The 23,494-nt window shown below is 49.1% G+C and carries 16 protein-coding genes and 1 pseudogene; 9 read left to right on the top strand and 8 right to left on the bottom strand.

Annotated elements, in window-relative coordinates; translation table 11 throughout:
- Positions 1 to 81: 81 nt before the first annotated feature.
- Positions 82 to 288 (bottom strand): annotated as a pseudogene (locus tag H6F88_RS34630) (helix-turn-helix domain-containing protein); the annotation flags it as partial.
- A gap of 233 nt (positions 289 to 521) precedes the next feature.
- Between H6F88_RS34630 and H6F88_RS24310 the strand changes: the two are divergent.
- On the top strand, positions 522 to 1,391 hold the full coding sequence (locus tag H6F88_RS24310) for a hypothetical protein (RefSeq protein WP_190645318.1): 870 nt from the start codon (positions 522 to 524) through the stop codon (positions 1,389 to 1,391).
- 48 nt (positions 1,392 to 1,439) lie between these two features.
- Here the strand turns inward: H6F88_RS24310 and H6F88_RS24305 are convergent, their stop codons facing one another.
- Positions 1,440 to 2,279: a M56 family metallopeptidase gene (locus H6F88_RS24305; protein WP_190645317.1), complete on the bottom strand. Its 840-nt coding sequence runs from the start codon at positions 2,277 to 2,279 to the stop codon at positions 1,440 to 1,442.
- Positions 2,279 to 2,698 carry a BlaI/MecI/CopY family transcriptional regulator gene (locus tag H6F88_RS24300; protein ID WP_190645316.1) on the bottom strand — a complete coding sequence of 140 codons (420 nt, stop codon included), beginning with the start codon at positions 2,696 to 2,698 and terminating at the stop codon, positions 2,279 to 2,281. Before H6F88_RS24300 ends, H6F88_RS24305 begins: the two co-directional genes overlap by 1 nt.
- 172 nt (positions 2,699 to 2,870) lie before the next feature.
- Here H6F88_RS24300 and H6F88_RS24295 point away from each other — a divergent pair, with 172 nt between their 5' ends.
- Positions 2,871 to 4,319, top strand: a complete 1,449-nt coding sequence (locus H6F88_RS24295; protein WP_190645315.1) for a PepSY domain-containing protein — start codon at positions 2,871 to 2,873, stop codon at positions 4,317 to 4,319.
- 122 nt (positions 4,320 to 4,441) lie between these two features.
- Here H6F88_RS24295 and alaS read toward each other — a convergent pair whose 3' ends face one another.
- Positions 4,442 to 7,075, bottom strand: coding sequence for an alanine--tRNA ligase (gene alaS, locus H6F88_RS24290; protein WP_190645314.1), 2,634 nt, complete (start codon positions 7,073 to 7,075; stop codon positions 4,442 to 4,444).
- Positions 7,076 to 7,798: 723 nt separating this feature from the next.
- Here alaS and H6F88_RS24285 point away from each other — a divergent pair.
- The 5 genes from H6F88_RS24285 to H6F88_RS24265 all read left to right on the top strand — a co-directional run bounded on the left by H6F88_RS24285 (position 7,799) and on the right by H6F88_RS24265 (position 16,058).
- The gene (locus H6F88_RS24285) at positions 7,799 to 8,836 is read left to right on the top strand and encodes a diguanylate cyclase (RefSeq protein ID WP_190645313.1); all 1,038 of its coding nucleotides are present in this window, start codon (positions 7,799 to 7,801) and stop codon (positions 8,834 to 8,836) included.
- Between the two features lie 98 nt (positions 8,837 to 8,934).
- The gene (locus H6F88_RS24280) at positions 8,935 to 9,972 is read left to right on the top strand and encodes an LD-carboxypeptidase (RefSeq protein ID WP_190645312.1); all 1,038 of its coding nucleotides are present in this window, start codon (positions 8,935 to 8,937) and stop codon (positions 9,970 to 9,972) included.
- Between the two features lie 68 nt (positions 9,973 to 10,040).
- A complete protein-coding gene (gene murJ, locus H6F88_RS24275; protein ID WP_190645311.1) occupies positions 10,041 to 11,609 on the top strand; it encodes a murein biosynthesis integral membrane protein MurJ in 1,569 nt (522 codons plus the stop codon).
- A 151-nt stretch (positions 11,610 to 11,760) separates the two neighbouring features.
- Positions 11,761 to 13,299 carry a hypothetical protein gene (locus H6F88_RS24270; protein ID WP_190645310.1) on the top strand — a complete coding sequence of 513 codons (1,539 nt, stop codon included), beginning with the start codon at positions 11,761 to 11,763 and terminating at the stop codon, positions 13,297 to 13,299.
- 182 nt (positions 13,300 to 13,481) lie between these two features.
- Positions 13,482 to 16,058, top strand: a complete 2,577-nt coding sequence (locus H6F88_RS24265; protein WP_190645309.1) for a cache domain-containing protein — start codon at positions 13,482 to 13,484, stop codon at positions 16,056 to 16,058.
- Positions 16,059 to 16,096: 38 nt separating this feature from the next.
- On the opposite strand, the gene H6F88_RS32800 is transcribed toward H6F88_RS24265, so the two are convergent.
- From H6F88_RS32800 to H6F88_RS24255, 3 genes are all read right to left on the bottom strand, one after another.
- A complete protein-coding gene (locus H6F88_RS32800) occupies positions 16,097 to 16,693 on the bottom strand; it encodes a DUF4926 domain-containing protein (protein WP_199333774.1) in 597 nt (198 codons plus the stop codon).
- Positions 16,694 to 16,877: 184 nt separating this feature from the next.
- On the bottom strand, positions 16,878 to 17,033 hold the full coding sequence (locus H6F88_RS33580; RefSeq protein ID WP_242050694.1) for a DUF6883 domain-containing protein: 156 nt from the start codon (positions 17,031 to 17,033) through the stop codon (positions 16,878 to 16,880).
- Positions 17,014 to 19,983 (bottom strand): COR domain-containing protein, encoded by a 2,970-nt coding sequence (locus tag H6F88_RS24255; RefSeq protein ID WP_190645308.1) that lies wholly within the window; start codon positions 19,981 to 19,983, stop codon positions 17,014 to 17,016. The genes H6F88_RS33580 and H6F88_RS24255 overlap by 20 nt, the downstream gene beginning before the upstream one ends.
- A 400-nt stretch (positions 19,984 to 20,383) precedes the next feature.
- Between H6F88_RS24255 and H6F88_RS24250 the strand changes: the two genes are divergently transcribed.
- Positions 20,384 to 21,268, top strand: coding sequence for an SGNH/GDSL hydrolase family protein (locus H6F88_RS24250; RefSeq protein ID WP_199333773.1), 885 nt, complete (start codon positions 20,384 to 20,386; stop codon positions 21,266 to 21,268).
- An 11-nt stretch (positions 21,269 to 21,279) separates the two neighbouring features.
- Here H6F88_RS24250 and H6F88_RS24245 read toward each other — a convergent pair whose 3' ends face one another.
- Positions 21,280 to 21,522, bottom strand: a complete 243-nt coding sequence (locus H6F88_RS24245; RefSeq protein ID WP_190645307.1) for a hypothetical protein — start codon at positions 21,520 to 21,522, stop codon at positions 21,280 to 21,282.
- Between the two features lie 416 nt (positions 21,523 to 21,938).
- On the opposite strand from H6F88_RS24245, the gene H6F88_RS24240 reads away from it, so the two are divergent.
- Entirely contained in the window at positions 21,939 to 23,471 is a 1,533-nt protein-coding gene (locus H6F88_RS24240; RefSeq protein WP_190645306.1) for an MFS transporter, read from the top strand.
- The last annotated feature ends 23 nt before the right edge of the window (positions 23,472 to 23,494 follow it).

Here is a 23,494-nt window from a genome sequence, read left to right as displayed (position 1 = left end):
TGAAATTTCCCCTCAAGCATACCGCGCCTTTCTCTCATGCCAAAGGTTTCACTGATACCGATGGATCAGCAACTCCCCCATCTAGACTTTACGTAACTGTCCAATATCCTTGATGGGTGACATTCCGAACATACGAGAATATTCACGGCTAAATTGTGAGGCACTCTCATACCCAACCTAATAAGCCGCATTGGTTACATCGACGTTTTCGATCAGCATTAGACGACGGGCTTCCATCAACCTCAACCGTATTTGATATTGCAGCGGACTCATTGAAGTGGACGCCTTGGAAGTGACGATGGAAGTTTAAGGGGTAAGGATAGCAAATGCAACGAAGTGATATGCGATCGCTGTAGTACCCTCCTGCTGCTTGCCTCCATGTAAAACGATTAAGTTGCGTCTTCACTCAAAGAACTTGAGTGGTGTAGATGGGGCGATCGCTGAAGAATGAATGTAACCCGGTGGGTAGCACTCACCAACCAAATGGAGAACAACAAACTGATTAACCAATGGTGATGACGATGAAATTAGAAACAATGACCGAAAAAATTAACCCTCAAGAACTCATCGAAAGCAGACTGCAATTGCACTATGCCGTTCAATATATTGCCGCAACGAGTGCGGCATTGGCAGAACCTTTACCAGACGACAGCCACACCAGTTTTGGATGGAGTTCAGTTTTAGAAGCGTTTGTTGGATCAGCTATTCAAGCAGATCAACCCTTTCAAGTCGCACTAGAACCTGTCAGCCTCACATTAATCTTGATCGATCATCACAATGACGCGATCGCATCTTTGCCATTACATGGAAAGACCATGCTAGAAGGACTGAACTGGCTCCAGCAAGAGGTTTATAAACTCGGTGCAGATGCCAGCAAGATTGTGTTTTTAGACTATCCACCGAATGACTTTCCCGATCATCCTCTTGCTCATGGTGCATCTTTTGATGCCAGTCAAACGTTGGCATTGCGTGAATTAACAGATTACTACATCACGACCGATCGGCTACTTCAAGCGATCGCTAGCACTGGGAATGCTTCAGCGATCCACATTTGGCCCCATCACCTTGATATCGCAATGCTGATTACACTTCCCGGTACCAAAAATGGGCATCCATTGACGGTCGGGGTTGGTTTATCGCCTGGAGACACGGGCTATCCAGAACCTTACTGGTATGTGTCTCCTTATCCATATCCCGACACCACCAACCTTCCTACCCTAGATGGTCAAGCGTTTTGGCATACCCAACACTGGGTAGGGGCTGTGCTGAGATCGTCTCAATTGGTTGAGAATGCCAGTGCTGAAACCCGACAACGAAAGGTTGCGACATTTCTACATTCTGCTGTGAAAGCATCAGTAACCCTACTCAAGTTTACACTTGATCGTTTATGACATTGAGGCAGCCCGTACCGAACTTGTTAATGTAGAAGCGGTATTCAATCAATGATGAAGTGACATTGCCAACACAGGTAAGGTTGTCGGAAGGAACCAAACCCAAAACTGACATTGACTTTTATTGATTTCCGGCTGAGTCAAAAGGAAATCAATTCGTTCCTCTAATCGAGTTGCAGCAGTTGTATCATAAAACGCAGCACAATAATCATTAGGAGAAGCAGAAGCCGATCGCACGACTAATACAAGAACCTCTGCTAACGTCAGAGCATCTACCCGTTGTGCTGCCCAGTGATCTGCTCGAAGTTCCCGTAACAGTAATAGTTCTTGCCAGAGAGACTCAGTTTTAGGAAGCCAAAAGGTCAATTGACGAATCCAGTTTAACCAGAAGAAATAGAAAGTATCGTGGTAGTAAGCATGAGCTTCTTCATGGTTTAGGACTGCCTCAATCTGCTCCTCTTGAAGAGATTGTAGTAATCCCTGACTCACCACTAACTCAGAACCCCAAAAACCAACTTGAGCGGCAAATAAAGCAGGGGTTTCTAAAACTCGTCCCGTTCTCCCTGCAATTGTCGTTAACTGGAGTGAGCGAGACTGCTGGAGCGATCGCCATTGCTGCCCCAAAAGGTAAGCAAGAGATATTCCTGTAATGGTGAGAAATCCTAAAGCAATGTGACACCCTACCCAACCGACTGAATGCCACAACATCGTGCCGTGGTGTCCCATGCTAAAAACAGTGGTGATTGTCGTCAGCAATAGAATAGGTGGAAAAAGGAACGCACCTAAAGCCTGTTGCCAACGATCAGCCCAAGTGTCTGAAGAGCGGCACCAGAAAAGCCTGATTAGTACCGTCGTGCTTACTGCCAGCAGGATGATGTTTAGATGCATTACTGCTCCTTCTTAGCTTGTCGTGCAGCGCGAATACGTTCAGCGATCGCCTCAATTTGGTCTAAGCTTGCTACATCCAAGCTATCTGCAAACGCTGCAACTGTGTCTGGATCGCTTACCGCTAAAAACCGATTCAGTTGGGCATGAGCTTGTAGCACTCTGGCTTCTTCTTGAGATATCCGAGGTTGCCACTGAAAAGCTCTTTCCTGCTTATGGCAAACAACCCAACCTTTCTGCGCTAAACGATTTAAAACAGTCGTAACAGAGGCTTGGGCAAGTTCGCGATCGGGGTCAGATAGAATGCGATCGTGAATCTCCTTGACGGTTGCAGATTCAAGTTCCCAAAGAATACTCAAGATTTCACTTTCTAGTGAACCCAATGTAAGTTGTTTAGGGCGATGGTCAGGCAGGGGTGACATGGGTAATAAGAATTCAAACTTGAGAGTAGTGTACACCGCATATCAGAATTGATGGTCAAGTACGACAAACTATCTTTAAGTGGTTGTTATGTTTGACAGAGCGTCTTTTGACAGCATTCTCAGTTGTAGGGCATATTCATCACGCCTCTACTTTTAGCAAAAGACACCAGACATGAGCGAATCCTCAGCAGATCTCAATCAGCCCTCAGCCCTACCATCTCTTGGCAATCGGTTTTACCGCACTGTCTGGCGTTGGCACTTCTACGCTGGACTGTTTGTGATCCCCTTCATGCTCATTCTGGCAGCAACAGGTATTATTTATCTTTTCAAACCTCAGCTAGACACTGCCTTATATCACAACTTAATGTTTGTGCAGTCTCATACAATTGCACTGTCTTACACCAAGCAGTTACAGTCCGTTCAACAGTCATATCCTGATGCGATAGTGACTCAAATTACGCCCAATATTGCACCTAACCGCAGCACTGAAGTGCTGTTAACGACGGCTGATGACCGTAATCTCATGATCTTTGTAGATCCTTATACTGGGAAAGTGCTAGGCGATCGCGATGAGAACCGCAATCTCCAGGCGATCGCTCGTAAGATTCACGGCGAGTTACTGATTGGCAAGCTAGGAGATTATTTAGTTGAGTTGGCTGCCTGTTGGGGCTTGGTATTGTTAATTTCGGGATTGTACTTGTGGTTGCCACGCCATCAATTCTCCGTATTAGGAACCCTGGTTCCCCGTCTATGGAGCAAGAATAAGCGTGTGTTTTGGCGAGACTTACATGCTGTTCCAGGGTTTTATGGCATTCTTTTAATTAGTTTTCTGATTCTTACAGGTTTACCCTGGACTGGTTTTTGGGGAGAAACTTTTGCTCAAGTGTACGCACAGTTTCCAGCCCAAATGTGGGATGACATTCCCAAATCAACGGTATTGACGGGCTCACTCAACCAGCAGGGACAAGTTGTGCCCTGGGCGGTCGAACAACTACCAATGCCTCAATCTACTGCATCCGAACATAACAATCACTCCGGTCATGGCGATGCAGATTCTCCAACTTTTCAAGATGGCATTGCCGCTGGCACTCCGGTCAATCTTGACTTTGTAATTGCGTTAGCCCAAGCAGAGGGTGCGCCTCCTAGCTTTAGTGTGGCTCTGCCTGAAGGAGAAACGAGCGTGTATACGGTCTCAGCGTTTCCCAACGATCCGACTCAGGAAGTGACAATGCACATCGATCAATACAGTGGCGACGTGTTAGCAGATGTGCGATGGAGAGATTATGGACTGGTTCCCAAGGCGGTAGAAATGGGAACCGCGATTCATATGGGAAGGTATTTTGGATTGGCAAACCAATTGCTAATGCTAATTGCAGCATTGATTGTGATGTTGCTTTCAATCACAGGAGCCGTGATGTGGTGGCAGCGCCGTCCCCAAGAATCTGGGTTAATCGGCGCTCCAGCCATGCCGCTGCATGTGCAGAATTGGCAGACTCCACTCACGATTGTTGCCATTCTAGGACTAGCATTTCCTCTAGTTGGGCTTTCGCTAGTGGTCGTGTTGCTGTTGGACTATTTTTTGTTGTCCCGCATTCCTGCACTCAAGCGAGTTTTTAACTGAGTCCGTTTACTAGGATAAAAGGGCACAGGGCTTAACCCTGTGCCCTTTTATCCTAATCCGTATGGCTATAGCTACAGCTTAAAGAGTAACGGCAATATCACTATAGATTCAGCAAGGTAACTCTACTGGCTCAAAGCTGACTCTAACTGTTGACGAGCAGCAACCAGTGCTTCGGCTAGTTTGCTTGGGTCGCGTCCGCCTGCTTGGGCTAGATTGGGTCGGCCGCCACCGCCACCACCACAGAGTTTGGCGATCGCCCCGATAAACTTCCCTGCCTGCAAGCCTTTATCATTTACACCTTTGCTGAAAGCTGCAACCAAACTCACTTTTTCGGCTTCAGGAACGGAACCTAATACAACAGCACCGTCCCCTAGCTTTTGCAAAAGTCGCTCAGCAACGGTTTTAAGAGAATCTGGGTCAACGCCTTCCAGTTCTGCAACGAGCAGTTTGAAAGAACCGACGGAAGCAGCCTGTCCCAGCAGTTGGTCAGATTTTGCCAGGGCAAGTTCTCCCTTAAGCTGATCAAGTTGCTTTTGCGTCGTCTTCAGTTCAGTTTGCAGTGCAGTGATGCGTTCGGGCAACTCTTCTGGCTTGGCTTTGAAGCGATCGCCCAATTCCCGCACGACCTGATCGCGCACATTCAGGTAATCCAAGACCGCCGGTCCAGCTACCGCTTCAATGCGGCGAATCCCTGCGGCTACACCTGACTCCGAGACAATCTTGAACACACCAATTTCAGCCGTGTTGCTGACGTGGGTGCCGCCACACAGCTCCATTGAGACACCGGGAAAGTCCAGCACCCGCACTTCGTCGCCATATTTTTCGCCAAACATAGCGATCGCCCCTTTTGCCTTCGCCTCAGCGATCGGCAGGATGCTGATGTGAGCCGCGTGAGCCTCCGAGATCCAGGTGTTGACCTGTTCCTCCACCTGCTGAATTTCTTCTGGCGTGAGTGGACGAGGGCAGTTAAAGTCAAACCGCAGGCGATCGAATGCTACCAGGGAACCTGCCTGGGAAATCGAGTCATCCACCAGCTTCTTCAGTGCTGCCTGGAGCAAATGAGTTGCGGTGTGGTTTGCCTGAGCGCGACGACGGCAGGCGAGATCAATTTGGGCCGTGACGCGATCGCCCACCTGCACCGTTCCTCGCTCAACTTTGCCAAAGTGGACAAACAGCGCCCCTTCTTTTTTCACATCCTCGACTCGCACCACAACGGTGTCGCCGCTGAGATAGCCGCGATCGCCAATTTGTCCACCTGACTCAGCGTAGAAAGGCGTTTGGTCTAGCACGATCTGCACTTCGGTGCCTGCCTCAGCCGCCTCGACTGACTTGCCCTGCACTAGCAGCACCTTCACCTCAGCCCCACCCGAAAATTGGGTATAGCCCAGGAATGCAGTTTCGTTCAGGCTTTCTGCCAGTTTGTCTAGCGTGCCCTGCACTGTTAGATCAATCGTTTCGTGGGCAGCCTGGGATCGCTGCCGCTGCTGCTCCATTTCTGTCTCAAATCCTGCTACGTCTACCGTCAGTCCCCGTTCCTCAGCCACTTCCTGGGTCAGCTCCAAAGGAAAACCGTAGGTGTCATACAGGACGAAGGCATCGTGACCAGAAATTTCTTTGCCGGACTTTTCTACCCGCGTCAAAATTTCTGACAGCAGTTTTTCGCCCCGATCTAGAGTTTCCAGGAAACGGGATTCTTCCAGTAGCAGTTCTGCCTGAATTGCTTTTTCTCGCACCCGCACACCGGGATAAGCATCCTCGGAGATGGCGATCGCCACCTCTGTCACTTCATTAATAAAGGGCTTGTCAATACCAATCAGCCGTCCATGTCGTACCACCCGCCGAATCAGCCGACGCAGCACATAGCCACGACCCAAGTTCGACGCAGAAATGCCATCGGCAATCATGTGCATCACTGCTCGCACGTGGTCGCCAATTACTTTCAGCGAAACTTTGGTTGATTCATCGCTTTTGGCGTAGTCGATTCCAGCGATCTCAGCCGCCTTTTTGACAATTGGAAAAATTAGGTCGGTTTCGTAGTTATTGGGGACCTGCTGGAGAATTTGCGCGACTCGCTCCAGTCCCATTCCTGTGTCAATATTTTGGTTTTGCAGCGGGGTCAGGCTGCCTTCAGCATCCTGGTTGTACTGCATAAATACGAGGTTATAGAACTCAATGAAGCGTGTGTCATCTTCCAGGTCGATGTGGTCGTCGCCCAGTTCTGGATGGAAGTCGTAATACAATTCTGAGCAAGGACCGCAGGGTCCGGTGGGTCCAGAGTTCCAGAAGTTGTCTTTCTCATCCATGCGCTGGATTCGGTGCGCCGGGATGCCGATCTGGTCGCGCCAGATCGCAAAAGCTTCGTCATCTTCCCGAAATACGCTAACCACTACCCGCTCTGGTGGAAAGCCTAGCACTTGAGTCGAGAGCTCCCATGCCCAGGCGATCGCCTTCTCCTTGAAGTAATCGCCAAAGCTAAAATTACCTAGCATTTCAAAGAAAGTCTGGTGCCGCGCCGTTCGCCCGACATTTTCAATATCGTTGGTGCGAATGCACTTTTGCGCTGTCACCGCTCGGTTAAACTCAGCCTGACGCTGCCCCAAGAAAATCGGCTTAAAGGGCAGCATCCCGGCGATCGTCAGCAGCACTGTCGGGTCTTCGGGCACCAGCGAGGCGCTGGGCAACACCTGATGTGCCCGTTCTGCGTAGAAGTCGATGAACGTTTGTCGAATTTGAGCGCCGCTTAGGTAGGTCAACATGGGGATACTTGCTTCAGGCTGAAATGCTTATGGCACTTTACAACACGGTTGCTAAGAATCTGGAATTTGGCATCTAGCCATTGTTCTTAGCAATACTTAAGAACCTATTCTCTATTCTCAATCATGGCGCGAGATTCGACAAAGCCTACCACAGAGTTCCGGCAAATTCGCTGCAAATTAAGTTTTTTGAGAACTGCAAACTCAATGGCTGCAAACTCAGCGGACAGAATAACAACCGGGAGAGTCCTTCCCCGTTTCTGATAAAGCTGCTTGATGATGACCGTAGTGCTAGCACCTATGCGAAGCCCCTTAGTTTTTGCAGGACTCTGTACAGGAGAAAGTTTCGATCCCCGCAGGAAGCACCGCACCTACCCAACTTCCAGGAAAACTCTGAGGAATTATGACAACTCTCATAAAGATCCTACAAGATTCAGAAATTCTTCCCGGCTTGCGCGTAGCTAGTTGAACTGTGGGTACACTTGGACATGCAAAGTCGCATTTGACTAAGCCTGTTGATTGAGTCAATTTGAGCAACAGCTAACCTCCCTGTTGTCAGATTTGCTGCCCAAAGATGCAACTTCTCGTGTTTGAGTAGTTTCCCCACTACGTGCAGACCGCTAGGTTAAGAAGCATAAGCCCTCATATCTTCAAATATTTGAGCGATCGATCAAAGGTTCACTTCAAGTACAATCCTAATCTTTAAAGCAGGCTCGTCGTTTATCAATGAATGCTTCGATTCTTGTAGTTGGGGGCAACAGTTTTCTCACAACCTTTATTGCTCTGGTTCAGCAGGTTGCTGCTTTTACGGTAGAGGTTGCATCTGATCCAAACGAAGCAATGCCGTTGATTCAGGCTCAACAACCTGATTTGCTAGTGATGCAAGCAGAACAACCAGACACGCTTGAGCTTTGTCAGCAAATTAAGGACCAAAGCCGACTGGCTTGGATTTACTGCATTCTTGTTGCAAATTGGAGCGGAGTCGCAGCGCTAGGAAACTCACCTGCACAATTAGATTTGGAATCAAAGCTGAAGGCTCTGGACTCCAAAGCAAAAGCACTAGAGTCTGGGGCTGATGCTTGTCTGAATTTGGCGCTCGATCAATTCGACTCAGAATCGTTCGAAGAATTGCAGACCCGAAGCTTAAATGATGCGATCGCCAAACAAAAGCGCTTGTTTTGCGCCCAAATTCGGGCTGGACTGCGACGGGTGCAAAACCACCGGGAATTGATGCGGACGAATGATTTGCTGTCAGCGATCGCCCTTTCCGATCCCCTGACTGAGTTAAACAATCGCCGCGCCTTTGAGTGGGAACTGCCGCGCCAAATTCACAACGCCAGGGCGCGAGAAATGCCAATCAGCCTGATCATGCTGGACGTAGACTTTTTTAAGACAATCAACGATAGCTATGGTCACTTAGTGGGCGATCGCGCTCTGCAATTGCTGTCAGCTCGTCTGAGACATAACCTGCGGTTTTACGACACGCCCTTTCGCTATGGCGGCGAAGAATTTGTTGTGATTTTGAGTGACACAGGCTTTCAAGAAGCTGGCTTAATTGCTCAACGTCTCTGCCGTCTCATGGCTAACCAGCCCTTCAACATTAGCGATACCCTCAATCTGACTATTACCGTTAGCGTGGGTGCTGCCTCTTTACTAGACAGCGATGACACCAAGGGGATTAGCCTTTTGGAAAGAGCAGACTGCAATTTGCTCAAAGCAAAATCTCTTGGACGCAATCGAGTAGTGAGCGAAGAGGGGGAGTGAAGAGAGGATACTGTACGAAGTAGGGAGTTTGCTTGTGAATGCGAACGGCATTCCCCAAATGCTATAAACTTGCTGAGCATTACTTCCCCTTCCCTTCCATGCTTTCTCGACGCGCTTTTCTTAAAACGGCTGCTGCAACGGCTGCTTTATCGGCGATCGCTCACCCCAAGCCAGGATTAGCGGCAACAGCAAAACCTACCCGCTTGCAGCCTGGAGCGGTCGTCGGACTCATCAGCCCTGCCAGCGCTACATTTGTGCGGGAAGATGTCGAGATTGTGATGGATGCAGTACGGGGGCTGGGACTGGTTCCGCGACTCGCCCCTCACCTGTTTGACCGGTATGGCTACCTGGCTGGACAAGACCAGGATCGGGCTGAAGATGTGAATCAGTTTTTTGCTGACCCGGAGGTGGCGATGCTGCTGCCAATTCGGGGTGGCTGGGGCAGTGGCCGTATGTTGCCTTATCTGGACTATGACCTGATTCGCCAGAACCCCAAAATTCTGGTTGGCTTTAGTGACATTACGGCGCTGATTTTAGGCGTGTCTGCCCAGAGTGGGCTGGTGACGTTTCACGGGCCAAATGGGCTATCGGGCTGGCGAACCGCGCAAACAGATTTTTTCAGGCGAGTGCTGTTTAATGCAGAAAGAGTCACTTTTGAGAATCTGGTCGATGGGGATGATGGCGATCGCCTAATGCAAACGCGATACCGTCTCCAGACCATTACACCTGGTCAAGCGCAGGGTAAGTTAATTGGCGGCAATCTGTCGGTCATTTCGGGGATTGTTGGCTCTCCCTATATGCCTGACCTGGAAGGTGCCATTTTATTTCTGGAAGACATTGGCGAAAATATTTACCGCATCGATCGAATGATCACGCATCTCAAACTTGCGGGTGTATTCGATCGCTTGTCAGGTCTGATTTTTGGGCAATGCACGAACTGCACTCCCGACGAAAGCTATGGCTCCTTGACGCTGGAAGAAGTAATTTGGGGACACATTCAGCCCTTAGGAATTCCAGCCTGGTATGGGGCTACGATCGGGCATTTGGAGACAATTTTGACGTTGCCTATCGGGCTAGAGGTGGCGATCGATGCAGACCGAGGCACGATTGAGATGCTGGAAGCAGCGGTTGTGTGAGTTTACGCAAGTGCTGGCTCAATTCACGCTTAAATAGGTGAAGCTCTTTACGTGGTGTACGAGTTTTTGTGACTGAGATCAAAAAACCTGCTCGCTCTCTGGCGGGAATTGCCGGAATTGTGGCGATCGCCACCCTGATCAGCAAGGTCTTTGGGCTGGTGCGTCAACAGGCGATCGCCGCTGCCTTTGGGGTGGGCGCTGCTGTTGATGCCTACAACTATGCTTACGTGATCCCCGGCTTTTTGTTTGTGCTGCTGGGCGGCATCAACGGACCATTCCACAGTTCGATTATCAGCGTGCTGGCAAAGCGACCGAAAGAGGAAGCTGAACCGCTGATCGAGACAGTGACGACTTTGGTGGGCGGATTGCTGCTGCTGGTGACGATTTTTCTGATGATATTTGCCGATCCGTTGATTCAACTGATCGCACCGGGAACGACCCCGGAGGTAAAGGCGATCGCTGTCGAGCAGTTCCGCATCATGGCTCCCCTAGCCGTCTTCTCAGGGTTAATTGGGATTGGCTTTGGCACGCTCAATGCCGCTGATCACTACTGGCTGCCGTCTGTCAGTCCGCTATTTTCTAGCGTTACTGTGATTATTGGAGTGTGGTTCTTTTCTGATGAATACGGTGCTGTTGTACTGGCGTGGGGCACTCTGGCAGGCGCGATTTTGCAATGGCTCGTGCAAATTCCCACTCAGTGGCGAGCAGGTATGGGGACGCTGAGGCTGCGATTTAACCTAAAGCAGCCCGGACTAGATGAAATTTGGCGACTCATGGGTCCAGCTACTCTTTCCTCTGGAATGCTGCTGATTAGCGTTTACATCAGTTTGCTGTTTGCTTCTCAGCTTCCGGTCGGGGCGGCTTCTGCACTTGGTTATGCTCAACTTCTGTTTCTCACGCCGCTGGGCATTCTCTCCAATGTGATTTTGGTGCCGTATATGCCAATTTTCTCTAAACTGGCAGCACCCGAAAATTGGGGAGAGCTAAAGCAGCGAATTCGTCAAAGCCTGGTCTTGACTGCCTTCACCATGATGCCCGTCGGCGCACTGTTGGCGGTGTTAGCGCTGCCTGCGGTACGAATTGTCTATGAGCGGCAGCAGTTTACCCAGCAAGATTCTCAACTCGTTGCTTCAGTGCTGCTGGCGTATGCGGTCGGCATGTTCTTTTATCTGGGACGAGATGTCCTGGTGCGCGTGTTTTATGGGCTGGGGGATGGCAATACGCCGTTTAAGGTCAGCCTTTGGGGATTGTTGCTGAATGCAGTTTTCTGTTTCCTCTTTACTAAGCAGTTTGGAGCCGCAGGTTTAGCCCTGGCAACGGTAGGCGTGAATCTTGTGTCAATGGCAGCTTTGCTTTGGGTGCTCAATCGTCGTCTGCGAGGGCTGCCCTGGCGAGAAACGGGTTTACCGATTTCAGGGTTGGCAGCAGGCAGCGTTTTGGCGGGGGTTGTGTCCTGGGTAGCGCTGTGGGGTCTTCAATCGCTGTTGGGAACGGAAGGGCTATTGATTCAATTAATCAATCTAAGCATCGCTGGATTAGCAGGTTTGGGAGTTTTTGCCCTATTTGCAACGCGGCTGGGCTTGCCAGAGGTGGATCTGTTTGTGAATCGGCTGCGGCAAAAGTTTGGGCGATCGTAGAAATCGCCGGATGAATTATGGATGAAATTGAACAGTAAGCTAGGAGTCTTTCCCATTACCCTGCTACACTATTGCACTGTTGCACATGCTGCTATGACATCAGGGTTTCCATCGAACCTGTGAAACCATTGAAGGAGTATTGAATCGCCTCATGATTGTGCGTCCCCAATCGTCTGTACAGCGTCGTAAATTTGCTTACAGCGGACTGTTTTTAATGATGTTGGTCAGTAGTTTGCTCAGTCCGTTTGCTTGGATGGGGCGATCGCAGGCACAGGCTTCCCCCTACTGCCAACTGCCAGCCGACGAAATTGCTGAAAAAAGTGAACTGCGGGAAGAGGCAATAGGAGGCGATCGCGAGGCTCGAAACCGCTACAAAGACCTGCTCGACGAACACGCCGAACAAATCCGTCGCTGCCGCAACCAAAGCTGGCTGAAAAATCAGGCAATCTGGATTCGGCTTTACCCGTGTGATGCTCAGGAGGGAGTGCTAGAAGACATCCTCGATCGCATGGTCAACCGAGGCTATAACCAGGTTTACGTCGAAGTGTTTTATAACGGTCAGGTGCTGTTGCCACAGTCACAAAACCGGACTCCCTGGCCGTCTACGATTCGAACACCCGGTCATGAAGATGTGGATTTGTTGGCAGAGGCGATCGCCAAGGGGCAAGAACGTGGGCTAAAAGTCTACGCCTGGATGTTTATGATGAACTTTGGCTACTCGTACGCCCAGCGCCCTGGAGCGGAGCAGCTTCTAGCGATCAATGGCTACGGGCAAACTAGCCTCAACTTCAACACCGCAGCGGGTTTAAACTCTGACGTTGGTGCAATTAGCTCCGAAGAAACATTTGTTGACCCTTACAACAACCGCGCTAAGCAAGACTATTACGCCCTGGTGCAGGCAGTGGTTCAGCGCCGTCCTGACGGGGTGTTGTTTGACTATGTGCGCTATCCCAGAGGCACAGGTCCTGCATCGGTCGCCAGCCGCGTTCAGGATTTGTGGATCTACGGTTCAGCGGCTCAGCAGGCTCTTTACAACCGGGCACTTAATCAGAAGGGGCGGGAGCTAATTCGCCGCTACATTAGCCGAGGCTACATTAATGCTTCTGATTTGGACTCACTAGACAGCCTCTACCCCAATGAAGGTGAACCGCTCTGGCAAGGGCGAGAGCTAAATTACTACTCAGCTACTGCCACGTCAGGAGAACGTCGCCCTATCATTCAATCGCAGCTTTGGCGGTTGTCCGTTGCTCATGCGATTCAGGGCGTACTGGATTTTCTCGCAATGGCGGCCTTACCCGTGCAGCGCCAGGGAATTCCGGCCGGGGCAGTGTTTTTCCCCGACGCTAACCAGACGATTGGGCAGGGGTATGATTCTCGCCTTCAGCCCTGGGATCGGTTCTCTAGCAGTCTGGAATGGCACCCCATGTCCTACGGGGTTTGCGGCGGCAATAACACGTCTTGTATCACTTCTCTAGTGCAGCGAGTCACGTCCCAGGCACCTCCCGGCACCCGAATCAGCCCTGTCCTAGCAGGCACCTGGGGACAGGCGGTGAGTAATCGCCCTTCCCTGGAAGCACAGATGCAGGCAATTCGGCAGGTTGCCCCACAGATCAATTCCATGAGCCACTTTGCCTATTCCTGGCAAGAGCCGCAGTCCGATCGCGATCGCAAATTTTGCCAACTCCACTAGGTCACGGTTTGATACAAAGCTACCTGTAATGCTGGAGTTCCCTGTAGGGTCGTTTCGCGAAACGACCCTTTCCCCTGTAGCTTGTTTTGGTAAAAATGGTCTAACTGTTGCTGCCCTGATCCAACCCCTTACAATCAGGTTAGCCAACTTCTGAGGGGGCGATCAGTGCTGGTGAGGTCGTGATGAAACGAGCATTCCGAATCGAGACGCTGCAATGGATCTTCGGCGTTTTTCTGATCCTGCGCGGAATCGTCATGCTCATGGTGCCACACCAGCTAGACATGACTGTCTTTGTGTTTATTCAGTCGCAGTTCTTTCGGTTGGCGTTGCTTCAGGCGATCGGTGGAATTGCACTGATTATCGTTGCCGTACTGATGCCCAAACGCCGATGGCTGATCTTTGCTCATGGGCTGGCTGCGAGTGCCTTCTTTCTATCGGCAGTTGGTCCATTCCTAAGCGGAACCTGGACTGGTGTGACGGGCTATAGCACGATGGCGCTAGGAACGCTTGTGGCACCGTTTTTGCCTCGCACTGGCGATCGCCCTTTCCGGTCTGACTCCCCGTCCAAAGCGATTGATCTATTTGCGATCACAATGGCAGTTAGAGTAATTTTGCATGGACTCAACTGTTTGCCGCCACTCAATCAACAGCTGGGTGCAAGTTTCTATGATGCTACCCGTTCTTACCTGCCGATTTATGGAGCTGGGTATATTGTCGGCGGGTTGATCCTAATTGGGGTTTATCTTCATCCTCGTCCTCCCCGTTTGCTTTTCAACCTGGTGCATGGCTTCATTGGGGCTGTGATTTGGGTCTGGATGGTTGGACTGGGGTTATCCAACTGGAACTCCGTAATTTATCACGGCGGGTTAGCAACTCCGCTAGCCGTATTACCCTGGCTCAGCCTGTACCTCCACCGCTTTGATCCTGCCTCCTTACGAACACGGCTAACGCTCGTTCTGGTTGGCGTGGTCACGATTCCCTTGCTGTTGACTGTTGCGTTTGCAACGCACTTAGAGGAACAAAATACAATCAACCGATCGCTAGTTCTCCAGCAAACTTTAGCCAGCACATTAGCTGAAAATGTAACCAATTACATTAATCTGCATGAGGCAGCGGTACGGTCACTGGCAATTCAATCCAATCTGTTATCTCGTTCTGCGACACAGCAGCAAGCGTTTCTAGAGCAGTTTAATCAGCTTTATCCAGACATAGTTGTGCTGGCTACGTATGATGCGGCTGGAAATGCGATCGCCCGCAGTGACAATCGGGCACCCGGACCCTCCATTGCCGACCTGCCGCTATATAAGGACATTCGTCGCACAAGAACCCCTAAACTGGACATTCGGGTTGGCAGACTTCTCCAACGTCCTCTGTTTGCCTTTGCGGTTCCCATTCAAACGCCAACCAATCAATTTGTCGGAATCGCAACAGGTGCAATTGAATCAACACGCGTCGCTGCTCAGCTTACTCGAACCAGTATTAGCTCTGACCTCGAAGCTTACTTAGTGGATGGACAAGGACGTATCATTGCTCATCCTGATGCTGAATTGGTTGCATCCTTTACTGATTACTCCCAAGTTCCACCCGTTGCCCAGCTATTGGCAAACAGTGATACTTTCTCGAATGGGCTGCGCTATTGGAACGAAGCTGAATGGCGGTTAGCAGGCTATGCTCAGGTTCCGGATTTGGGCTGGGGCGTGGTGGTTGATCGTCCTGCTGCAAGTGCGTTAGCGGGGGTTCACAGTCGGCGCAACACAGATATTGGCATCCTGTTTTTGATGGCGATCGCCGCAGTTGTATTTGGCGTTCAGGTGGCTCGTTGGTTAACTCAACCGCTGATGACCTTAGCTTATGCCGCAGGTCAACTGGCAGCAGAAGATATGAGGGCACCCCTACCCCAGAGTCGAATTACCGAAATCTCATACCTCTCAACCGTATTTGGACAAATGCGCGATCGCCTATTCGAGCGAACCTTGGAGCGCGATCGCGCCGAAGCCGAGATCCGACAGTTTAATGCCACCCTCGAACAGCGAGTGCAAGAACGCACGACTCAGCTAGAACTGGCCAACAAAGAGTTAGAATCCTTTTCCTACTCGGTTTCCCACGACCTACGAGCACCTTTTCGCCACATCAACGGCTTTGTTGAACTGCTGCACAAGCGAGTCGCTGGCACCTTGGACGAAACGAGCGTGCGCTATCTAAACACCATTGCGGACACGGCTCGATATGCAGGGCAGCTAGTTGATGACCTATTATCATTTTCTCGCATGGGACGAGCCGAAATGCGCTATATGGCGATCGACATGAATATCCTAGTCGATGAAATCAAGCGCGAACTAGAGCGAGACACTACAGAACGAACCATCCATTGGCAAGTTGAACCCTTACCTCAAATTCAAGGCGATTTGAACATGATCCGCCTTGTGGTTCGCAACTTGTTTGAAAATGCTGTGAAATATACCTTCCCTTGCGATGAAGCCCAAATTACAGTCGGCAGTGTAGATGATCCTCACAAGTTCGTGTTTTTTGTCAAAGACAACGGTGTTGGATTTGATATGCAATATTCCCACAAACTATTTGGAGTATTTCAACGCTTACACAGTGACTCTCAATTTAAGGGAACAGGGATTGGGCTTGCCAATGTTCAACGCATCATTTATCGACACGGAGGACAGGTTTGGGCAGAAGCAGAAGTTGGCAAAGGTGCTACTTTCTATTTCTCGTTGCCTAAACACTTAGAGCATTTAGAGAAGGTTTGAGAAAGGGTCTAGGCGTTGTGCTTGGTGGCTTGCATCACTCATTCAGCGTCTATGAAGCCTTTGATCATTGCCACCACAGGTTTTACAGCGGGATGATCGATCGCTGATTCCAGAGCAGTCGTACCACCTTCTTTGAGAGCATTAATTACACGAGCTTTTAAAGTCGGATTTTGTTCGATCGCCTCGATCGCTTTTGCACTAATCATGGCTTGCCCTGTAGGAGTGCTGCGATCGTAGTCTTGATCAAGTTGGTCGAGCAGGTCTTTAATGTCTTTAGCTGCTTGAGCTAGATTTTGGCTGTGGTTGATTTGAGTGCCAATCTTGTTGCCCATGACTTTATCACCTGCAACGTTGTCGCCAGAACCATACTGGTAAATGGTATTAGACATGAGTTGGTTTTCTGTAGAACTCTCTTCACTTTCAGGAGCGTAGCACAGCTTCAGCAGTTGACTGACGTGTAGCGGCAGCATAGCGTAGGTTTGACCGTAATCATCGCTGAAATCAACTTCATAAACATCGGGGGCTAACAATTCTACAATCGTGCCAACCTGACCTGCTAGCAAACGCTGCTGAGGTAAGGAGTCTTTGAGGGCAACAACATCTAGAAGTTGAAGTTGGTTTAAGGTATTAACCATAAGAATTACCTCAAAATGTAACAGCTGGTGAGTCGAGGGAAGTTTTCCGTAGAGCGAATAATCCAGGTAGTACGAACACTTACAGTGTTTTGGTTGCGAGTGACAGGAAAATCAATAACATATCGCTGCCCATGTTCATCTAAAGAAGTAGGAACTGCATTATAGGTTTGTATAGCTTCAACGATCAGAGATTGCAAAATTTCTGCGTCGTTTTGTCTAATCCTAAAATAGCGGCAAATAGTCGAGCTTTGTGTTTGCCTCGATCGTGTTGCAAGTTGAGGCTATAGTTCCGCAACTTGTTGAGGTCGATGAAAGCAGATTCAGCGTTTGGAAGTTTCATCACCGATGATTTTATTACCTTGAATGTGATCGCCCGCTACATTGTCTCCTTGTCCATATTGGTGAGTGTTAGAACGGTTATCTCGATTTGCCTGGTTGATATTGACATAGATACTGGAGTGGCTGTCCAGAAAAGCTTCTATTTCATGGCGATCGCCCATTTGCCGCATCTGCCGAAGCTCAACAGGTTCGTAACCATCTAGCAGTTGACGTAGGTTTACCTTAATCCGCAGTTTGCCAATCGGGTACTCTCTTTCCCCCATTTCCTCCAGTCCGAGCAATTCCTGGTAGTCGAGGGGCGGATGATCACGATATCCGGGGACGGGCACCCATTCACTCACTTCAGGATTGGCAAAAGAACCATGAATTTTATTGAATACATCTCGAACAATGCCTAAAAAGGTGCGACGGGTGGTTTCACGCCCGCTAATTGAGATAAAGATTTGTTTGTCTTCGGGGTCAGCCTTGACACGGGCAAGGTTGCAGATTTCGCCGCCTTCGCTGTGAAACAACATTACGCCGCTGCGCCAGTAGGTTTGGTTATGAATTTTTTCGTGAATCAGGACGATGAAGCGAGAGAGGATACTTTCGGGCAGGATGCGGTAGTGATACTGAAACTCCAGGGCATCGCCTTCGAGAGTGGTATGTTCAGGTTCGTCTTTGGGCAACAGTCCGGGAATGAGAAAGCGGGGCGGGTTGCAGTCGGGAAGTTGAAAGCAAAGCTGAAACTCCCGCATTAGCTCAATCAAATAGTGATGACGATTTCTAGGATAGCGCTGGGGGTTGAGAATGCGGTTGAGGTCAGCGTGGGTAAGAATGCCTTTGGTCTGGGTTTTGAGCGTTTCGTCGCTGAGGATGGCGTAGATACCCTGCGTTACCCAATCAGGGTTTAGAACATTGGTGTCCTGCAAAAAGGGATGGTCGCGGAAGTTGAGCACCAGACCGAGGTTATGCAGCAGCTCAATTAACTGTTCCTGGCTGTAGTCTTCGGTAATCGTTTTAGACTCGCAGATTTCAGTGTATTTGTCATAGCTAATGCAGTCTTGCTCCATGTTTTCCAGGTGTTCTTTCACCTCAAACCAGGAGAGCGGCAGCAGGTTATATACATCACTGAGCAGACCTACTTCGCGAACAATGGCGGTGCGGAGGTCGTCAATGCCATGACCAGTCTGACAGGAAGTTTCTAGGATGGCTTTGATATTGGGATACTTTTCTCGCAAGGCTTTGCGGTTAATGTCGAGTGGCTGTTCGTCGTTTTTGTTGCCGATGATGATCACGGGCGACTCGCCGCCAAAGCTCTCAATCAGCTTTAGCCAGTACTCAATTCGGTTTTCGTCTTCGCTGATGCGGCAATTGCACACGAGCAGGTAAAGACTGCGCTTGGTCAAGAAGAACTGGTGAGTCGCGTGATAAATCTCCTGACCACCAAAATCCCACACGTTGAGACGCACGTCTTTGCTGTTGACATGGACATTCCAGGTTCTTATGTTTAGCCCATCGGTTTGAGGCTGATGGCGATCGAATTGGTTGTCAATTAGTCGTTTGATTAAAGAAGTTTTGCCAACGCTGCCCAGACCCACTAAAAGCAGTTTCGCTTCATTCAACGGACGGACTCTACCACTGCGAAGCTGACGATAATAGTTGAAGATACCTTCTACCGACCCCGGATTTTTACTGGAATCAAACGAACCTAAAACTTCTGGAGAAATCGGTAGTGGATTCCCACGTAGATCTAATGTTTTGAGTTTAGACAATTCCTCAAGCCAATCAGGAACTGTTTCAATTTGGTTACCCCAAAAATCGAGTTTTTCTAGATTGGTCAGATGTCCCATTGATTCAGGAATTTCTGTGATTTGGTTGCTTGCAAGATCAAATTTGGTCAGGCTAGTTAGTTTTGCAATCACTTTAGGAATCCGCGTGATCTGGTTACGCGAGAGGTTAAGCACTGCCAAATTCGTTAATTTTGCGATTGCTGCTGGGATCTCACTGATTTGGTTTCCCCAAAGATAGAGATCCCTCAAATTAGTGAGTTGGGCGATTGCTACTGGGATCTCACTGATTTCATTATCCCCAAGGTTAAGCTTTTCTAGATTAGTGAGTTGGGCGATTGCTACTGGGATCTCACTGATTTGGTTTCCCCAAAGATAGAGATCCCTCAAATTAGTGAGTTGGGCGATTGCTGCTGGGATCTCGCTAATTTGATTGTTTCCAAGGTCAAGCTCCGTCAGATTGGTAAGTTGGGCGATTGTCGTTGGGATCTCACTGATTTGGTTACTTCCGAAGGAAAGCTGCGTCAGATTAATAAGTTGAGCGATTGTCGCTGGGATCTCGTTAATTTGATTGTTATGAAGGAGAAGCTTTGTCAGATTGATAAGTTGAGCGATTGCCACCGGAATTTGGCTGATTTGGTTATTGTTGAGAAAAAATTGCGTTAGATTGGTAAGCTGAGTGATTGTCGTTGGGATCTCGCTGATTTGGTTGCTAGAGAGGGAAAGCACTGCAAGATCGGTAAGTTGAGTGATTGCTATTGAAATCTCGCTGATTTGGTTGCTATGGAGGTAAAGCTCCGTCAGATTGGTAAGTTGGGCGATTGACTCTGGAATCTTTAATAAACCAATGCTGGTCAAATTTAAAGTGGTTAACTGCTGAAGCTCAAAGACACTTTCAGGAGTGACAGTCAAGGGATTACCACTGAGGTTTAGGGTCTTCAAATTCTCTAACGCAGCGAGTTCTTCAGGTAGCGTAGTCAGTACGTTTGTGACTAGCTTTGGAATAACTTTGTTGTCTACCCATTCCCATTTTTCTACCTTCCCTAGGGTTAATGACTCAAGCTGAGTTAATTTGCCAATCGCCCCAGGCAATTCAGTCAATCCTTTGCCCGACAAATCTAGCTCTGTCCAGCCTTCAGCGGCGGCTTGGTCGATTAGCGCTAACAATTCCTCCTGCGTCATGGGTGCCCCTAGTGAATGGTGGTTCTATTGTGGCAGAGGGAAAGGACGAAGGGAAAAAAGAGGGGCAATCGCCCTTGTATCAGTTCTGAAGCTTTGACTTTAGAGAGCAAGGTTGAGCTAATCAGAATTTTGAACAAAGTAGCATTTCAGCAACGTCCGGTTCTCACTACCCCCAAACGCAGTTGAAGTCGCTATAGTGGTGAAAGTGACAGATAAGTTAGCCCATTCCAGCGACTGAATTGATACTAATAAAACAGCACTTTACACTCATTGGATCAACAACCTCAGCAACTTTTTTAGTGCAGTAGAACGATTAATCTAAAGTTAGAAAACTCTCTTTCTCACCGAGGTAGAGAGCTTTTTATTGAGTAGTTTGAGTTCTGGTTCTGCTTGAAGAACAGTGAGAAAGATTATTGTAGCGATCGCCCTCGCACTTGTGACATTTATGACAGCATTAACCCTCTCGGCTCAACGGTTTGAGCCAATTGATCAACTGGTTGTATTTGGTGATAGCCTTTCGGACACAGGAACAGTGTTTCGAGCGACTAATGGAGCCTATCCACCTAATCCACCTTATTTTCAAGGACGTTATTCTAATGGTCGAGTTTGGGTAGAGTATCTGGCTGATCGTCTCAGTCTCTCTACTAGCCAAATCGACAATCATGCTTATGGTGGAGCAACGAGTAGCAGCTATTCTAACGGTCTTGTGCCGGGATTGCTCAGTCAGGTGCAATCTTTTACCCAAACCCATTCATCCGTCAACTCTACCGCTTTGTATGTCGTGTGGGCAGGTGCAAATGATTATCTGCAAGGAGTTAATGATGCTACAACTCCAGTGAAAAATGTGATAGAGGCGATCGCTTCTCTATCTAATGCAGGGGCAAAGCGAGTTTTGGTGGCAAACTTACCGAATTTAGGTCAACTGCCTGCTACACGAAACACTGCTAATTCTGCCAGTCTTGTGGCGCTGACTCAGTCGCACAATCAGGGATTGCGGCGATCGCTCAAGGTATTAGGGCAACAGCAACCCGATCTTGAGATTGCGGTTCTAGATGCTAATGCACTTTATCAAGAGGCGATTACTCATCCAGCAGAATTTGGATTCACGAACGTGACGGATGCTTATATTTCGAGTTCTAGAGCCTGTGACCGACCCCAGCAATTCTTGTTTTGGGATGGCATTCATCCGACAACAGCGGCACACCAGATTTTAGGGGAGCAAGCCTTTGCCGCGATCGCCGAACATCTGCCGTCAAATGCTGGAGCATTGCACACTAAATTGTAATGCTAGAGAGCTCATTGAGACTGTTGTTCAATCTCCTGGAGCAATGCTTCATCTGAGCAAGCACTTTCCCAGTCACCTGGCAGTTTCAGACGAACTGACTGCGCCCCACCGCTAGGGGTACACACAACCCAATAGGCATCTTCCTCTCCCTTCACCTGGGCAGCATCCTTATTTTCTGCCTGGTCAGATAATCCCGTAAATGCCTGAATGCAAGTCCAGGTAATGCCGTTTTGATCGCTGACAACCCGCTCCACTAGGATTCTCCTATTGCTAAAGTTCAAGTTTGATCGCGATCGCCCTCAGACAGATTAGAGAGATAATCGTCGCGGCGATCGCTAAAACACAGCCACTGTCCGATGGGTAAGCCATAGCGTAGGTGCAGTTCGCGAACTGCACCTACGGGGATCTGTAGTTTATCTAAGTGAAAATATGCTGCAAGTCATATAACCAGCTTCCAATGCCAGGTTAAAAAAACTTCCCCATTGCCATCTGATCACCCGAATTGATATCTTAAATTGCTGTCTACTCAGCGAGCATCTCACTAATGGCATGAACATTGAGGCGATCGCTATAACCCTATGCAGAAGCGAATTCACCTGTTTTTAAATTAAATAGGGTGGGTATTCTAATAGATGCCCAATACAATGGTTGGCTCCAAGGATAGAACTGGGTGACAGATTCTTTAGAAGAAGCAATCTCTTCAAGTCAAGAGATCTCCTCAACCGTCCTGGCGTTGAAATCTTCGGTTTCCAAAAGCTTTTCAACCAAAATTTCAAAAGATGAAATTCGGTCTAGCCTCCGCGCTTCAACTCTAGATGGGGTTTTTGCTACCATCTTTTCTACGATTACCGGGGGCGTGTTGCTCAGCAATTTTCTTGTAGAGCTAGAAGCAACTCCCTTGCAGATCGGGATGCTTGCTTCAATCCCGATGATGGCAAATTTGCTGCAACCCTTAGGAGCGTATTGGGCAGATCGCACTACCAGTCGGCAGATCTACGGTCTATGGGTCTATGGCATTTCTCGCTTGCTCTGGTTGCCGTTGGCGATCGCAATCATTGTATTTAGTTGGCATCCTGCTCATCCACAGCAGATGATTTTTGCCACCCTGGCTGCGATGCTGGTGACTCATGTGCTGGGGGCGATGGGCAGTGCTTCCTGGCTGTCTTGGTTAGCGACCTTGGTGCCTCGGCGACTGCGGGGGCGATATTTTGGCTTTCGCAACAGCACCTTTAGTCTCACCAGTTTGGTGTCCCTGCCATTATCAGGAGTTGCAATCTCCCACTGGACGGGAGGAAGCATTCAGGGGTTTGGAGTGATGGTAATCTTAGGCGTTGTCACAGGGCTGATTAGTTTGGGCTTTCAGTTACAGATGACGGATGTGAATCCTCAAACTTATTGTTTTGCGACTTTAGAGCCTGCTTCAATCTCTAAACCAGACAGTTTAGATATTTTAGATTATTCCATCGTTCAGGAAAATGAACTGAAAAACTCTGCCATAACAGTTACTGAGGCTTTACCAGAAACCGCTCACCGCAGTATGCTCAACAACTCCAACTTTCTGATATTCCTACTCTACTTTGGTGCATGGGCATTTGGATTGAACCTCTGCAATCCGTTTTTTAACCTGTATTTGCTTGATAACCTGGCTTTAGATTTAAGCTGGGTCACGCTTTACAACACGTTGGGAGTAGGAGCAAATTTACTCATGCTGCTCCTCTGGGGCAAGCTGGCAGACCGGATTGGGAATCGCCCTATTCTGTTAGTAGATGGAATATTAGTTGCGGTCACACCGCTGCTCTGGTTAGGCACTGGCGCAAACTCAGTTTCGCTGTGGCTGTGGTTTCCGCTGCTGCACCTGCTGGGTGGGGGTACGGGTGCAGGAGTCGACCTGTGCATTAACAACCTGCAACTGGCGATCGCCCCCATGCAGCACCATACTAAATATTTCGCCATTACGGCTGCGATCGCAGGAGTCTCCGGAGCATTGGGAGCATTGGTCGGAGGGTGGTTAGCTCAATTTGCGGATGCGGGCGGCATGATGGGGCTATTTGCGCTCTCCAGCATCTTGCGGCTTGTAGCGCTGCTGCCCTTGGTTTGGGTGCAAGAACCGCAGCAGCGATCGCTCAGGCAGACTCTACAACGGTTCATTCAACCAGCCCAATCCCAGTTTTCAGGCTCCACAGTAGAAGCCTCGACAAAGTGATAGACCAGAAAAAACGGATCTAG

The sequence above is a fragment of the Oculatella sp. FACHB-28 genome (assembly GCF_014696015.1).
In the GTDB taxonomy this organism is placed as follows: domain Bacteria; phylum Cyanobacteriota; class Cyanobacteriia; order Elainellales; family Elainellaceae; genus JAAUTN01.
The sequence above is the reverse complement of the archived record's forward strand: the minus strand, read 5'-3'. Positions and strand labels throughout refer to the sequence as shown.